Source organism: Nocardia sp. NPDC127606 (assembly GCF_042671725.1).
Classification (GTDB): domain Bacteria; phylum Actinomycetota; class Actinomycetes; order Mycobacteriales; family Mycobacteriaceae; genus Nocardia.
In genome coordinates, this window is record NZ_JBHXWQ010000001.1 from 2,136,777 (window position 1) to 2,150,425 (window position 13,649).

Annotated in this window: 13 protein-coding genes and 2 pseudogenes; 6 read left to right on the top strand and 9 right to left on the bottom strand. The window is 65.4% G+C overall.

Going from position 1 to position 13,649, the window contains the following annotated elements:
- Positions 1 to 191: 191 nt before the first annotated feature.
- Positions 192 to 623, top strand: a complete 432-nt coding sequence (locus ACFVJ5_RS09920) for an SRPBCC family protein (RefSeq protein WP_379219532.1) — start codon at positions 192 to 194, stop codon at positions 621 to 623.
- A 64-nt stretch (positions 624 to 687) separates the two neighbouring features.
- Here the strand turns inward: ACFVJ5_RS09920 and ACFVJ5_RS09925 are convergent, their stop codons facing one another.
- A complete protein-coding gene (locus ACFVJ5_RS09925) occupies positions 688 to 2,220 on the bottom strand; it encodes a DHA2 family efflux MFS transporter permease subunit (RefSeq protein ID WP_379219534.1) in 1,533 nt (510 codons plus the stop codon).
- Positions 2,221 to 2,286: 66 nt separating this feature from the next.
- On the bottom strand, positions 2,287 to 3,177 hold the full coding sequence (dapA, locus tag ACFVJ5_RS09930) for a 4-hydroxy-tetrahydrodipicolinate synthase (protein WP_379219535.1): 891 nt from the start codon (positions 3,175 to 3,177) through the stop codon (positions 2,287 to 2,289).
- Positions 3,178 to 3,248: 71 nt separating this feature from the next.
- On the opposite strand from dapA, the gene ACFVJ5_RS09935 reads away from it, so the two are divergent.
- Positions 3,249 to 4,121 carry a LysR family transcriptional regulator gene (locus ACFVJ5_RS09935; protein ID WP_379219537.1) on the top strand — a complete coding sequence of 291 codons (873 nt, stop codon included), beginning with the start codon at positions 3,249 to 3,251 and terminating at the stop codon, positions 4,119 to 4,121.
- An 87-nt stretch (positions 4,122 to 4,208) separates the two neighbouring features.
- A complete protein-coding gene (locus tag ACFVJ5_RS09940) occupies positions 4,209 to 5,354 on the top strand; it encodes an LLM class flavin-dependent oxidoreductase (RefSeq protein WP_379219539.1) in 1,146 nt (381 codons plus the stop codon).
- Positions 5,355 to 5,389: 35 nt separating this feature from the next.
- On the opposite strand, the gene ACFVJ5_RS09945 is transcribed toward ACFVJ5_RS09940, so the two are convergent.
- Entirely contained in the window at positions 5,390 to 6,634 is a 1,245-nt protein-coding gene (locus ACFVJ5_RS09945) for an MFS transporter (RefSeq protein WP_379219540.1), read from the bottom strand.
- Between the two features lie 73 nt (positions 6,635 to 6,707).
- On the opposite strand from ACFVJ5_RS09945, the gene ACFVJ5_RS09950 reads away from it, so the two are divergent.
- Positions 6,708 to 7,550 carry a TetR/AcrR family transcriptional regulator gene (locus ACFVJ5_RS09950; RefSeq protein ID WP_379219542.1) on the top strand — a complete coding sequence of 281 codons (843 nt, stop codon included), beginning with the start codon at positions 6,708 to 6,710 and terminating at the stop codon, positions 7,548 to 7,550.
- Here the strand turns inward: ACFVJ5_RS09950 and ACFVJ5_RS09955 are convergent.
- The 5 genes and pseudogenes from ACFVJ5_RS09955 to ACFVJ5_RS09975 form a co-directional block, all read right to left on the bottom strand.
- Positions 7,547 to 7,693: pseudogene (locus tag ACFVJ5_RS09955) on the bottom strand (transposase); the annotation flags it as partial. The gene ACFVJ5_RS09950 and the pseudogene ACFVJ5_RS09955 overlap by 4 nt on opposite strands.
- A 924-nt stretch (positions 7,694 to 8,617) precedes the next feature.
- The gene (locus ACFVJ5_RS09960) at positions 8,618 to 9,379 is read right to left on the bottom strand and encodes a hypothetical protein (RefSeq protein ID WP_379219543.1); all 762 of its coding nucleotides are present in this window, start codon (positions 9,377 to 9,379) and stop codon (positions 8,618 to 8,620) included.
- Between the two features lie 5 nt (positions 9,380 to 9,384).
- The gene (locus tag ACFVJ5_RS09965) at positions 9,385 to 9,702 is read right to left on the bottom strand and encodes a hypothetical protein (protein WP_379219545.1); all 318 of its coding nucleotides are present in this window, start codon (positions 9,700 to 9,702) and stop codon (positions 9,385 to 9,387) included.
- Positions 9,699 to 9,998, bottom strand: a complete 300-nt coding sequence (locus tag ACFVJ5_RS09970) for a hypothetical protein (RefSeq protein ID WP_379219546.1) — start codon at positions 9,996 to 9,998, stop codon at positions 9,699 to 9,701. The genes ACFVJ5_RS09965 and ACFVJ5_RS09970 overlap by 4 nt, the downstream gene beginning before the upstream one ends.
- On the bottom strand, positions 9,995 to 10,369 hold the full coding sequence (locus tag ACFVJ5_RS09975) for a hypothetical protein (RefSeq protein ID WP_379219547.1): 375 nt from the start codon (positions 10,367 to 10,369) through the stop codon (positions 9,995 to 9,997). Before ACFVJ5_RS09975 ends, ACFVJ5_RS09970 begins: the two co-directional genes overlap by 4 nt.
- A gap of 523 nt (positions 10,370 to 10,892) precedes the next feature.
- Between ACFVJ5_RS09975 and ACFVJ5_RS09980 the strand changes: the two are divergent.
- Positions 10,893 to 11,769 (top strand): annotated as a pseudogene (locus tag ACFVJ5_RS09980) (IS5 family transposase).
- A 4-nt stretch (positions 11,770 to 11,773) separates the two neighbouring features.
- Here ACFVJ5_RS09980 and ACFVJ5_RS09985 read toward each other — a convergent pair.
- The gene (locus ACFVJ5_RS09985; RefSeq protein ID WP_379219549.1) at positions 11,774 to 12,520 is read right to left on the bottom strand and encodes a GntR family transcriptional regulator; all 747 of its coding nucleotides are present in this window, start codon (positions 12,518 to 12,520) and stop codon (positions 11,774 to 11,776) included.
- A gap of 134 nt (positions 12,521 to 12,654) precedes the next feature.
- Here ACFVJ5_RS09985 and ACFVJ5_RS09990 point away from each other — a divergent pair, with 134 nt between their 5' ends.
- Positions 12,655 to 13,647 carry a BMP family protein gene (locus ACFVJ5_RS09990; RefSeq protein ID WP_379219550.1) on the top strand — a complete coding sequence of 331 codons (993 nt, stop codon included), beginning with the start codon at positions 12,655 to 12,657 and terminating at the stop codon, positions 13,645 to 13,647.
- Positions 13,648 to 13,649: the final 2 nt, after the last annotated feature.

The following is a 13,649-nucleotide window of genomic DNA, read 5'->3' on the forward strand; positions in this document are numbered from 1 at the left end:
ATTCACACGCCCCGATTCCAGCGACCCGCACACACTAGCAGCACACGTAACAATCGCGACACGGATCTTGCTGTCCGACATCATGTTTCCCGCTCGAAACACGACACGCTACTGGACAGTTGATCTATTCTGGTTCGCTATGCCTCGAGCCGATGCTCGCGGAACCCCGGGTACCGGATAATATCGCGGGCGTGGCGAAACTGAAGCTTTCCGTCGATGTCCCCGTCCCGCCGGACCAGGCCTGGGCGCACGCGTCCGACCTTCCGCACCTCGGCGATTGGCTGACCATTCACGAGGCGTGGCGCGGAACGCTGCCCGAGGAACTCACGCCGGGCACCGTTCTCGTCGGCATCGCCCGCGTGAAGGGCTTCCGTAACAAGGTCACCTGGACCGTGCACACCGCCGAACCGCCGCGCAAGCTCGCCCTCACCGGCACCGGCATCGGCGGCACCAAGTTCGGCCTCGGTCTGCTCGTCGAGCCGAACGGCAGCGGTTCGAAAGTGAGTGTCGACATCGACCTGGGCGGCGCGCCGCTGTTCGGCCCGATCGGGTCCGCCGTCGCGAAGGCCCTGCGCGGCGATATCGAGCGCTCCCTGGAGATGTTCGTCAAGCTCTACGGCTGACCCCCTCGACGCGAAAGCCCGGACGGAACAGAGAGTTCCGTCCGGGCTTTCTGTCTACGACCGATCAGGCCAGCGCCACGGCTTCGGCGTCGATCGGCGCCTTCGGCTTGGTCCGCGGCAGGAAGAACGCCGGGATCAAGGTCAACAGCGCGAGTATCACGGTGACCCAGTAGGTGTTGCTGAACGCTGTCGCCGCCAGGTCCAGCCCCTGCTCGATGACCGACGGGGGAACCTGCGCAGCGAGGTCGGGCCTGGCGGTGGCCCCGATCGCGACCTTCGCCTCCGGGTGATCGTTGAGCTGGGCGGCCAGCACGACCGACATCGTCGCCGTGCCGATCGACGCCGCGGTCTGGTTGATGATGTTCATCAATGTCGAACCGCGCGCGACCTGTGCGTGCGAGAGCGTCTGGATCGCGGCGGTCATCACCGGCATCATGGTGCAGCCCATGCCCAGACCCATCACGAACAGCGCGCCACCGATCAGCAGGTACGAGGTGTCGGCGCCCAGCTGGGTGAACCCGGCCAGGCCGAGGGTGATGAAGGTGATGCCGAACATGACGATCTTGCCGGGACCGATCTTGTCGACCAGGAATCCCGCGATCGGCATCGTCAACATGGCGCCGATACCCTGCGGCGCCATGAGCAGACCGGAGTCGAACGCCGTCTCACCGCGCACCTGCTGCAGGTAGTTCGGCAGCAGGAAGCCGGCACCGAAGAACGCCGTCGCGAACAGCGACATGGTGAGCACGGAGTAGCGCAGCGACGGGTTGGAGAACAGCCGCAGGTCGATCAGCGGGTGCTCGGTGCGCAGCGCGTGGAACACGAACGCCACCAGCAGCGCCGCGCCGATGATCGCCGGAATCAGCACGCGCGCGGCCATCACGGTGCCCTTCTCCGGAATGGAGGAGACACCGAAGAGGAACAGCGCCAAGCCCGGCGAGGCCAGCAGCATGCCGAGGAAGTCGAACGATTCCGAGGGCTTCGGCTTGTCGGGCGCGAACACGACCCAGGCCAGGATCAGCGCGACGATGCCCAGCGGCAGGTTGATCAGGAAGATCCAGTGCCAGCTGAAGGAGTCGATGAGCCAGCCACCGAGAATGGGGCCACAGATCGGGCCGAGCAGCATGGGCACGCCGAGTACCGCCATCACGCGCCCGATCCGCTGCGGGCCCGCGGCGTGGGTCATGATCGTCATGCCCAGCGGCATGAGCATGCCGCCGCCGATGCCCTGGACGACGCGGAACGCCACCAGCGACTCGATACTCCACGCCATCGAACACAGCACCGACCCGATGATGAAGAAGGTCAGCGCCGCCATATAGAGGCGTTTGGTGCCGAAGCGGTCGGCGGCCCAGCCGGTCATCGGGATGACCGAGGCCAGCGCCAGGGTGTAACCGGTCATGGTCCAGGCGACGACCTCGACGGAGGCGTTGAAGTCCTGCATGAAGGTCGGGATCGCCACGGTGACCACGGTGATGTCGAGAATCGACATCACCGCGCCGAGGACGACGACGCCCGCCACCTTCAGTACGGCGGCATCCAGCTTGTCAGGAGTGCGATCGGGCGCGGCGGCACCGATATCCGGAGGTTTCGTCACCGGTTAACCCAAGCACCTTTCGCTCCCGATGACCAGTGAAATCTTTTGTTCGTGATCTGGTCGATGTCACACTCGCGTGATCGTCGCCGCCTCGCTCGCCAGGAGCGCCGCGCTCGTCGCGCCGCTCGACGCGGGCAGCATCGGCAGTCGAACGGCCGCACTGGAGATCTGACCACGCTCGGCGAGTACCGCCTTGATGACCGTCGGGTTGGGCTCGGCGAACAGGGCCGCACCGAGCGCGTCGAGACTGTCGCCGATGGCGCGGGCCCTGATGACGTCGCCGGCGTGCCACGCCTCGATGAGATCGGCGTATTCGCGGGGCGCGATATTGGCCGCGGCCAGGATCGCACCGTGCGCTCCGAGGGCCAGCAGCGCGGAGGCGAATCGGTCGTCGCCGCTGAGCACGGTCGCCGGGGTGTGCGCGGCCATCAATTCGACACTGGCCGCGTCGATTCCGCCCACGGCGTGCTTGAAGCCGGCGATGTTCGGCGTGTTCGCGAGACGAATCAGCGTGCTGCCGCTCAATGGGCGGCCCGTGCGGTGCGGCACGTCATAGACGAGCAGTGGAGCCGGACTGATCGCCGCCAACTGCGTGAAGTGCGCGATCACCCCTTCTTCGCTCGGTCTCACGTAGTACGGCACCACCGCCAGCACGGCCGCGACCGGTCGCGCGAGTTCGGCGATCGCTCGCACCGATTCCGCGGTGGCGTTGCCTCCCGCGCAGGCGATCAGCGGTGCGCCGCGGTCGGCGCAGACGCCCGCGCAGATATCGAGGACTCGCGCGCGCTCGGCGGCGGTGAGCGCGGACGGCTCCGCGGTGGTGCCGAGCGCGACGAGTCCGGTCGCACCCGCGTCGAGGACAGCGTGCGCGTGTCGTTCCAGTGCCGCGGGCTCGACGGCCCCGTCGGCGGTGAACGGCGTGATCAGGGGGACGAAGAGGCCGTGTAGCGATGTCATGCCTCTATCGTCGAGCCGGATCCACCATCAGGTCCAGTTCACATTCATGATGGCGACCGTAAGCTGAACTGATGCTCGATGTCCGCAAACTTCGCCTGCTCCGCGAACTCGCCCATCGCGGCACCATCGCCGCGGTCGCCGAAGCGCTCAGCTATACGCCCTCGGCGGTCTCCCAACAGCTCACCGCCCTCGAACGCGAAGCGGGCGTCGCGCTGCTCGAACGCTCGGGCCGCCGCGTCGCCCTCACTCCCGCCGCCCAGCTCCTCGTCGGTCACACCGAGACGATCCTGGCCGCCCTCGAGCACGCCGAGTCCGAATTGTCCTCTACCAGGGACGAACTGGCGGGAATCCTCCGCATCGGTACCTTCCCGACCGCGGCGCGCACCCTGCTGTCCCCCGCCCTCGTCACCCTGAGCACCGATCACCCTCGCCTGGAACTCACCGTCACCGAAATCGACCCCGCCGACATCCCGAACGCCCTGCGGGCGGGCACCCTGGATATCGCGCTCACCCACGACTACGACCTGGTCCCCGCCGACGCGGACCCCTCTTTGCAAAGCGAACCCCTCCACACCGAAACCGTCTACCTGGCCACGCGGGCCCCCGTACCCACCGAGGACTCGCTGGCAGCTCACCGTCGATCCCCCTGGATCGCGGGTACCCCCGGCACCCTGTGCCATACCCTGACGATCCGAGCTTGCCAGGCAACAGGATTCACTCCCCATATCCGTCACCACGCCGACGACTTCGACACCGTCCTGACCCTCGTCGCCGCAGGCGCGGGCACCGCCATAGTTCCCGCCCTCGCCCTCTACGCGCCCCCCGAACAAATCACCCTCACTCCCCTGCCCATCCGCCGCCACACCCAGCTCGTATACCGCAACGGCACCGGCCTGCATCCCGCGATCCACGCCGCTCGGCTCGCCCTGCACGCCGCGGGCTAGAAACATCCGGCTGACGCTGATCAGTGGGACAATCGAGGCGGTCGACGTGGAGATCGCAGTAGTGACATCGAGTAGTGGGAGCAGCCCATGGCACGAGTCAGGACCGGAATTGTCGATCCGGGTCTTCATTCCCGCTGGGCGCCGGATTTCACCCAGCGCACGGCGAAGTTCGTCGCCGCGACGACCGGTGCCGACTCCCTGTGGGTCGTCGACCATTTGATCGGGTTGTTTCCCTCGTCAGTGTGGAAGCCGAGCCATGCGGGCGGCGCGCGAGTCGTTCCCGCCGCGGACGCGTATTACGAACCGTGGACCCTGCTCGGGCGCGCGGCGGCGCGGAATCGGTGGAGTCGGCTTCGGCTCGGGGTGGGCGTCACCGATGCCGGTCGCAGGCATCCGGCGGTGACCGCACAGGCCGCCGCGACCTTGCATCTGCTCAGTGGCGGGCGAGCGATTCTCGGGATCGGTCCAGGAGAACGCGAGAACAACGAGCCCTACGGTGTCGATTGGCAACGCCCGGTCGCGCGCTTCGAGGAGGCTGTCGCGACGATTCGGGCATTGTGGGAGTCCCACGGTGAGCCGATCTCCCGGGATTCCGAATTCTTCCCCTTGCGCGACGCGGTCTTCGCGCTGCCGCCGCACCGCGGTACCCGACCGGAGCTCTGGATGGGAGCGCACGGACCGCGCATGCTCGAGCTGGCCGGTCGATTCGCCGACGCGTGGCTGCCCGCCTTTCCGAGCAGCCCGGCCGAATACCGCGACAAGCTCGACACGATCAGGACCGCGGCCTCGAATGCGGGGCGCGACCCGTCTGCGGTCCAAGCGGCCGGGTGGCAATGGATCATCACCGCGAAGTCGCAGACGATTGTCGACGAGATCCTCGACTCGGCGGTGATCCGCGCCTATATGCTCGCCGCGTCCGCGCAGGCCTGGGCGCGCCATGGTGTCGAGCATCCGTTGGGCCCCACGTTCTCCGGCGCGCAGGACATCCTCCCGCAGACCATCGACGAAGCCACCGCGCTGGAATACGGTCGGCGCGCACCCCTGTCGTTGATCAGAGAGGTCTTCCAGGTCGGCACACCGGCGCAGGTGCTCGACCAGATCGCCGAACGACGCGACCACGGGTTGACCTACGCCGTGATGGTCGACCTCGGCGCGTGTCACCCGAAACTGCGAACAGGACTGCGAACCGGGTCATCGTTCGCCGAGGTCGCACGCGGAATCCGCCGACTGTGACACCGATGGGAACTTGTGCCTGATCTATGCGACGTTCAATCGGTCGCGGCCGCCGGACGCGCGGAACGCTGTAGGCGAGCGCCGAGCAGAGTCAGGCACAGGGCAATGACCAGGAGCAGCGCCAGGGTCCACGCCAGGGCCGAAAAGCCGTGTGGCGCAGTCGCTGCCGCGACGATCGGACCGAGGGTCGCGCCGACGTAGAAGCTGAACATGGCGACCGAGGAGGCTGCCGCGCGGGCATCGCCGCCGAGTTCACCCGCGCTCTGCAAGACCGCGGGCGCGATGACGCCGAGGCCACCGACCAGGACCGCCAGCAGCACGGTGAGGACCGCGAGGTGCGAGCCTTCGAAGGTCGCGGCGACCATCGCGGTGGCCGCGATCAGTACGCCGAGCACCATCTGGGTGGGCTTCGACAGACGCGCCAGTGGGATGGCGAGCAGCGGCAGCGCCATCATCACCGGCAGGGCGCCCGCCCGTAGGGTCAGCAGTTCGCCGGAACCGGTGACCAGACCGGTGAGCTCGATCCCGGTGTAGATGCCGACCATGACGGCCATGCTCAAGGCACCCGCCACGAGCATCGGGAGCAGCGGCTTGATGCGCAGCACCGCGGGAATGGCGGCGTAGCTGTGGCGCAGCGGGAAGTCACGGCCGGTGGGGGCGTCATCGAGCATGACTGCCCGCAGCGCGAAGGCCAAGGCCGCGAAAACGACTGCGGAGCCGAGGAATACGGCGCGCCACGGAAACGATGCGACCACGGCCTGCGAGACGATCTGGGCGATGACGGTGGCGGCCAGGAAGGAGGTGGCCACCGACATGGTGACCACGGCCCGGTGCCCCGGCGCGATGCGCGTGCCGACGTAGGCCATGATCGCGGGCGGAATCGAGCCGACGACGAGGCCCTGCACGATCCGGAGCGCGACGGCCACGGGGGCACTGAACGCCAGACCGGTCAACAGGGTGACCACCGCAGCCACGAGCATGCCGGTGACCAGGACCCGGCGATGGCCGTATCGATCCGACAGCGGGCCGAACAGCACGAAGCCGCCCGCGTAGCCGAAAGCGAAGGCGCTGATGACCCAGGTCATCGCCCCCGAACCCACACTCCACTCTGTTTTCATGGCTTCGAACAGGGGAATCGGTGTGTACATCTGACCGGTGGCCAACAGGGCGGACAGCACGAAGACGGGGAGGGTGCGCCCGGTGTGCGTACGGGGCGATGTATCGCGAACGCGGGCAGGGGCCGGACTGTCGGCCGGAAGCTGGACTGTCGGTGATGCCATGTCGACGACACTAGGCTCGCACAGAGACAGCGTCAACCAAATAGTTGGTTTAAGACCTGGTAAAGTCGGCCCCATGACGGCGAGCACCATCAAACGCAGCGACGCGACCAGGCAGGCCCTACTGCGTGCTGCGCGAGCCGAATTCGCGCAGCACGGTCTGGCCGGCGCCCGGGTCGATCGCATCGCCGAGGCCGCCGGCGTCAACAAGGAACGCATCTACGGCCTGTTCGGCAGCAAGGACAGGCTGTTCGACGTCATCATCGTCGACACCATGCGCGAATTCATGGAGGTCGTCCAGCCACTCGCCGAGACCGAGCCCGGCGACTACGTCGGCAAGCTCTTCGACTACCACCGCGACAATCCGCAACTGCTGCGCCTGCTGCTCTGGGAGGGTTTGCACCGCGGCGCCGACGCGCACGATGTCGACGGTTGGCGCGCTGACCACTACGGACAGAAATTCGACCGCGCCCAAGAGCAATTCGGTGTCGACGAGAAGCAGGCGGGCCGCCTCCTGCTCGCCCTGTGCGGTCTCGCCAACTGGACCCACGCCGTCCCCCAGACCACCCGCCTGTTACTCGGCGACGCCGCCTCCGACACCGACACTACCCGCGAGTTCGTGAAGGAATTCGCCCGGGCCGCACTGCGAAACCTCGCGACCACACCCCGACCCGTCGCGCCACAGCCCGACGCCACCCCTGATCCCACCCTCCCCGAACCGGTCAATGCATTGACCACTCCGGTGGACGACGCCGCCCGCCGGCTTCGCGAAGCCCAGGCCGCTGCCGATGCCGCCCGCGAGGAACTCACCACCGCCCTGCGCACCGCCCACGCCGCGGGGGCCGGAGCCAATCAGCTCGCCCGCCGAGTCACCGGCACCATGTCCCGCCCACTCGTCCTCAAGCTACTGGCCGACTAGGTCATGCCTCCCAATAGCTTCAGCCATTCGACCATGAGGGCCATGACGATCCCTGCCCGGTAAGTGCAGGCCAGCTTGTCGTAACGAGTCGCGACACCACGCCGATGCTTCGCCTTGTTGAACGCCCGCTCGACCACATTGCGACCCTTGTAAGCATCGGAGTCGAACCCGGGCGGGCGTCCACCGGCACGACCCTAGCGTTTCCGATTGACCACCTGATCAGACCGTTGCGGAATCACCGCCGTGATCCGCTTGCCTCGCAACAACTCTCGAGTCGCCGCTGAGGAATACGACCCACGCGGCCATCGGATTTCGGTAACAACAGCTCGAGCAGTTCCCACTGATTGTCCGTCAGAACCTTATGCCGAATCGAAGCCGAACCTACCAAACAGTCGCGGTACCGATCTTGCTAGTTGTCGTTGACGATCGACTCCAGGTTCGGTGTAACAGCGCGGGCAATTGCCTCGGCCGCACTGTGGACGCCCGCCACTAGTTCGGGCGAGGGGGGTCCATCGGCCATTCGGCCGTCAACGAAATCCGTGCCGCTGGCACCGACTCTGACCACCAAGTTGCTTGAGCGGAAGGTGACCGTCGTCCGGGCGTAACTCGTGCTGGCGTCATCGACCGCGTATCCCTCGTCGCCAACTCCGGCGACCGGCTTGGCTGCTGACACTTTGGGCTTGCCCGTGGCAGCATCGCGTGAGATCTGGAAGCTGTTCTTCGCCTCTGATACTCCCGAGTCATGCAGCTTAAAGGACAAATTGACTGACCGCGTGGCGGGTGTTCCGGTCGGTCCGTGTGAAATGTTGGCAGCGAGGAACTGGCCCTGGCATCCGTAATCACGGGTGCCAGGAGTGGGCGGAAGCTCGTCAAGATTCTGTTCGGATAGCCCAACATTTGTATATATCGAGCCAGCGAAGTCCGAGATCGCCGAGGCGATGGACTTTGTTAGTGCAGCACAGGAACTCGGGGTTCGATCGAACCGGGCGACTTCCGATGAGCCGGTGGGGCCACACGCAGCAAGAGCAACCCCGCATGCCACCACCAGCTGCAGCCGAATCGAATTTCTAATCACCGAAGGCCTTTCCAGTGGGCTTTCGAGGCTGCCATGCTCCAGTATCGAGTGCAGCTGGGGCTATAACGGACTGCACGGGGATGGCAGCGGCCTCATTCTTAATACCATTGATAACCGTGACGACCTGATCCCGAAAATCGATGACCACCTGCACCTTTGCGCTGGCCAGTTCGACAAATTTCGAAATCGTCTTTGTCACCGTGGCAACAACACCGGAAGGATCGAACTTGAGGAGGTCGTCAGCATATGTCACAAGGCCTCCAGTCGTCTCGACAACAAGCTGGGCATAGTCGCTGATGAGCGCAATAGCCTCCTTGTAATTCGTCATAATGACAGAACGGAGTTCGTCGACCTTCGTTGCCATGTTCTTAATAGAATCGCGGATCGAATTCGTCGTGGTGACCACGCGGTCGACATAGGCGACCGCGGCCTCTCGTGCCGCCCCGTTCCACCGTGCACCCAGCTCATCCTTGGCCGTCAAGAGCCCGATATTGTTGGTACCGCTGCCGTCCACGGCCGATGTCAGCTCCTGTACCGCACTTTGCCATGCGGCCGTAGTTTCGGCTGCTTCATTCGGATTGCCCAACATCGCCTGAATGCTGTCGATCAGTTCACTTACTCCCGGCACCCCGATGCGCTCGGCAGTTGTGACGAGGGTGCCCGCCGCCCCCCATGGAAAGACCAACTCCTCGGGCAGCTTGTCAGGGTTGTGATCAGCTGGGACTGGATACCCTTTTGTTGTCCTACTTCCCATCGCGCTCAGTACCCCAGTGCCTCGTCGATGTAGCCAAATTTTCGATAGTAGTCATCATCCACGCTCTGAAAGTGTGTTGCGCACGCACGGATTCCGTCTGCGGCGGAATCAATCGTCGCGGCGCTGTCCTTCAGTTTGTTGCTGACATTCAGGCTCATATCATTGAAGTGTTGGACGATATCTCGGCCAAGCGCACCCAGTGCCAGTGGCGAAAGTCGGTGCTCGCCAACACGGGCAGCTGATGTGGTGTAATGAACCGCGCAATCTTCGATCTCGACGGCTTGGATCCGCAAAGCCTCCGGGCAAACACTCAGATCGGTCACCGAATCTCCCCTGTCCTGGTACTGAGCGCATTGTTCACGGTCTGCAAAATCAACGCGATGATCTGATCTTGGTTCGACTGCGACACTTCATAGGCATCGAGGTTGATGTCGAAAAGCTGGCCTGCGCCGTCAATCGTGAGTGAGCCGTACTGTCCGTCATCGTAAGAATCAACGATCGGAACGATGGAACGTTGTCGCTGCGGCAGCGACTCGCCCCGCTTGACTCTGCCGACCGCACGGTCGTAGTTCTTGTTCAGCTCTTGCGTCAGCGTATATAGCTCATCGAAATCGGTCACTCTTTGAGATCCTTCAGAAGTTCGAATGCTTCAGGGAATTCCTTCGTCAGAGCCTCGACCGACTGATCAACCGCTTCTCTCCGTGCAGAATTGATCGCCTCGACAATCCCTCGGCAGGCTAGGTCAATGTCATCGGCGAGCAGCCAGGCCGGTCGATTCAGGTCGCCGAATCCCTGCTTCATCCGAATGTCGAGAACCGTTCGCCCATCGCCGCTCACCACTGCCATCACACGCCGGTCGTTCGAGTACCCGGTGAAAGAGTCGCGTGAGGCGGTCGATATCGCGCTCGAAGCTCGGGCCTGAAACGCGTTGAGTTGGTTGTGAATCCGGTCCAGTAGCTCGCCGAGCTCTTCGCGGTGCATGATCATCATCTGGCCGCCCTCCCCGTGCGCAAGATACCGGACGGCGATTGTCGCAGCCCGGCCGCCGGAGTGGAGGCTACCTGCCGCCCCAGGGGTGCTGTCAACGTCGACAACAATGCGGCAGCCGGGCCGAACGGGCTCCCCTGCCGCGCGGAGTCAATCGTGCGACTCATGCAGCACTATCAACCATGTCCGGCATCGGAACCGGCGACACGATGACGCGGCTCAGCAGGACAGGTCGGCGTGGTCGCCCAGCCGCATGAACGCCAAGCCGGTCAATTCGCTGAGCTGCGCTTCCGGCAGATGGGCAAGGTAGGCCGGATCATGACCTCTGGTCGATTCCGTACGGCCGGTGCGCCCGATTGACCGCGCCTACCATCGCTGAACGATCGCCGATCACGCTCAGCGCCTCGGCCTCACGAATTGCGGCTAGCTCATGTCTCCCAATCGGGTCTTCGGTTCGCCGCCGGTAGTCCGTCGGGTCGGGCATCATGTTCGCCGTGGCAAGACTGCCGGTGATCGGCATCAGGTTCTGACGGACAACCAGTGGGAACTGCTCGAGCTGCTGTTACCGAAATCCGATGGCCGCGTGGGCCGTAACTTCTCCAACAACCGCCAGGTCGTGGAGGGAATGTTGTTCCGGTTGCGAACCGGGATGCCCTGGCGGGACCTGCCCGAGGTGTTCGGTCCGTGGCAGACGGTATGGAAACGTGACCGCCGTTATGCCGCCGACGGAACCTGGGATCGGGTGCTGGTCGCGTTGACCGCGTTGGCGGACGCGACCGGCAACCTCGATTGGGTGGTTTCGGTCGATTCGACGATCGTGCGGGTGCATCAACACGGCGCCAACACCCGTCGCGGTGGTGGCGCGGTTGCCGGCCCGGATGGCGAGTTATGAGCCGGCTGATCACGGGATCGGCCGGTCTCGGGGCGGGTTGACTACCAAAGCCCATCTCGCCACCGACGGCAACGGACTCGGGTTGGCCGTATTGATCACCGCGGGTCAGGCCGGTGACTCGCCGATGATGCCGGCGGTGCTCAACGCGATCGCGGTCCCGAGGCTGGTCGGTGGCCCTCCGCGACGCAACCCCGATCGGGTGCTCGCTGATAAGGCGCATTCCTCGGCAGCGACTCGAGAGTTGTTGCGAGGCAAGCGGATCACGGCGGTGATTCCGCAACGGTCTGATCAGGTTGCCAATCGGAAACGCTAGGGTCGTGCCGGTGGACGCCCGCCCGGGTTCGACTCCGATGCTTACAAGGGTCGCAATGTGGTCGAGCGGGCGTTCAACAAGGCGAAGCATCGGCGTGGTGTCGCGACTCGTTACGACAAGCTGGCCTGCACTTACCGGGCAGGGATCGTCATGGCCCTCACGGTCGAATGGCTGAAGCTATTGGGAGACATGACCTAGCGATTCACGCGGTCTTCTCGCGGTGGGAACCGCGTTGGCGGGTGCGGGTGGCCGAGACGGGGTCGATGTCGGGCATGGACCACTGGGCGGACAGGGCCAGGCTGGGCTCGCGGCCGGAAGCTACGTGGCGGTAGGCGATTTCAGCGGCCGCGTCGGAGTCGTGCGCGGCGATGGCGGCGTAGAGGGCTTCGTGTTCGTCGCACTGGGTGCCGGGATCGCGTTCCTTGGTCAGGTGGAACAGCCAGCGGACTCGGGATTCCAAGGGGCGCAACAACGACTGCAGCAGCGGGTTGCCGGACACTTCGACGATGACGGCGTGAAAGCCCGCGTTCGCGGCGGCGATCGCGGCTTGGTCGCCACGGGCGGTGGCCTGGCGGGCCGCGGTGAGCTGCGCGCGCAGGGCGGTGAGGTCGGCCGGCTCGGCGCGTTCGGCGGCCAGGCGCGCCGCGAGGACTTCGAGGCTTTCGCGAACGTCGAAGAGGTCACGCACGTCGGTCACCGTGAACGGAGCGACGATCGCGCCCTGCCTCGGCACGATCACGACCAGACCCTCGCGTTCGAGCATCTGCAGCGCCTCGCGCAGCGGGATCCGCGAGATGGCCAGCTCGGTGGCGAGGTCGCGTTCCACGAGCCGCTGACCAGGGCTCAAGCGCAGATCGATGATCCGGTCACGCAATTCCTCGTAGGCCTGATCCCGCAGCGACTTCTTCGCCGGTTCGTCTGCCACCGCACCATCCTTCTGCTCCTGCACGCCACCACGGTAGTCCGCTCGCGGCGTGCGACCGTTTCTTACTTTTCGGTAATCCGCCCGTCATCTACGAGCACCAGGCTGACACTTAACGGTATACCGCTAAGTGAGCGGTTCGTTCGATCAAGGAGTACCCCGTGCACAAGTCCACTCGGCGCGCGATCGCCTTCGGCTCGGCCGCCCTCGCCGCCGCTGCCCTCCTGTCGGCCTGCGGTTCCGCCGACACCACCGCGTCGGGCGGCAAGCTGAAGGTCGGCGTGTTCTTCCCCGGCTCGCTGTCGGACACCGGCTTCATGCAGTCGGGCTATCTCGGCTACCAGCGCATCGCCGACGCACTGGGTGACAAGGTGGAACTCAGCAAGGTCGAACAGGTCGCCGCGAGCGACTATCAGCAGGCCCTGGTCCGGTTCGCCTCGACCAACGACCTGGTGATCTCCCTCGGCGGCCAGACCGACGCCGACGTGCGCAAGGTGGCGCCGCAGTTCCCGAACGTGAAGTTCGTCGAGATCGGCGGACCGGCCGACGCCAAGCCCCTGGCCAACCTCGCCTACTACGACCCGCAGCAGGCCGAGGCCGAATTCCTCAGCGGCGCGGTGTCGGCGGCGGGGTCGAAGTCGGGCACGGTGGCCTTCGTCGGCGGCGTCGAACTGCCCGCGATCGTCAACGCCGCCAACGCCTTCGGCAACGGCGCACGGTTCGCCAAGCCGGACGCCAAGGTGCTCACCCCGCAGTACGTGGGCGACTTCAACGACCCCGCCAAGGCCAAGCAGGCCGCACTGGCCGACTACGGCGCCGGTGCGGGCACGCTCGGGCAGATCGTGAACCTGGGCAAGGCGGGTATGGAGCAGGCCGCGACCCAGTCCAACGCCACGATGGTCGGCGGTCCGATCCCCGGTGACTGCACCAATCCCGCGTACCTGGGCTACGTGCACACCGATATCGGCGCCGAAGTCGAATTCGCGGTGAAGGCCGTGCTGGACAACTCGTGGAAGGCCGAGAACGTGCGCTTCGGGCTGACCTCGCCCAACGACGGCACCGATTTCGTGTTGTGCAGCAAGGACTCCGGGGTCGCCGACGCACTCGCGAAGGCGAAAACGGCCCTGTCCACCGGCGCGGTCAAGCCGTACTGATC

Excerpts from the sequence above, each read along its gene's own strand:
- ACFVJ5_RS09950 (WP_379219542.1), top strand. The coding sequence starts at position 6,708 with ATGACGGCGAGCACCATCAAACGCAGCGACGCGACCAGGCAGGCCCTA.
- dapA (WP_379219535.1), bottom strand. The coding sequence starts at position 3,177 with ATGACATCGCTACACGGCCTCTTCGTCCCCCTGATCACGCCGTTCACC.
- ACFVJ5_RS09960 (WP_379219543.1), bottom strand. The coding sequence starts at position 9,379 with ATGGGAAGTAGGACAACAAAAGGGTATCCAGTCCCAGCTGATCACAAC.
- ACFVJ5_RS09940 (WP_379219539.1), top strand. The coding sequence starts at position 4,209 with ATGGCACGAGTCAGGACCGGAATTGTCGATCCGGGTCTTCATTCCCGC.
- ACFVJ5_RS09935 (WP_379219537.1), top strand. The coding sequence starts at position 3,249 with ATGCTCGATGTCCGCAAACTTCGCCTGCTCCGCGAACTCGCCCATCGC.
- ACFVJ5_RS09945 (WP_379219540.1), bottom strand. The coding sequence starts at position 6,634 with ATGGCATCACCGACAGTCCAGCTTCCGGCCGACAGTCCGGCCCCTGCC.
- ACFVJ5_RS09975 (WP_379219547.1), bottom strand. The coding sequence starts at position 10,369 with ATGATGATCATGCACCGCGAAGAGCTCGGCGAGCTACTGGACCGGATT.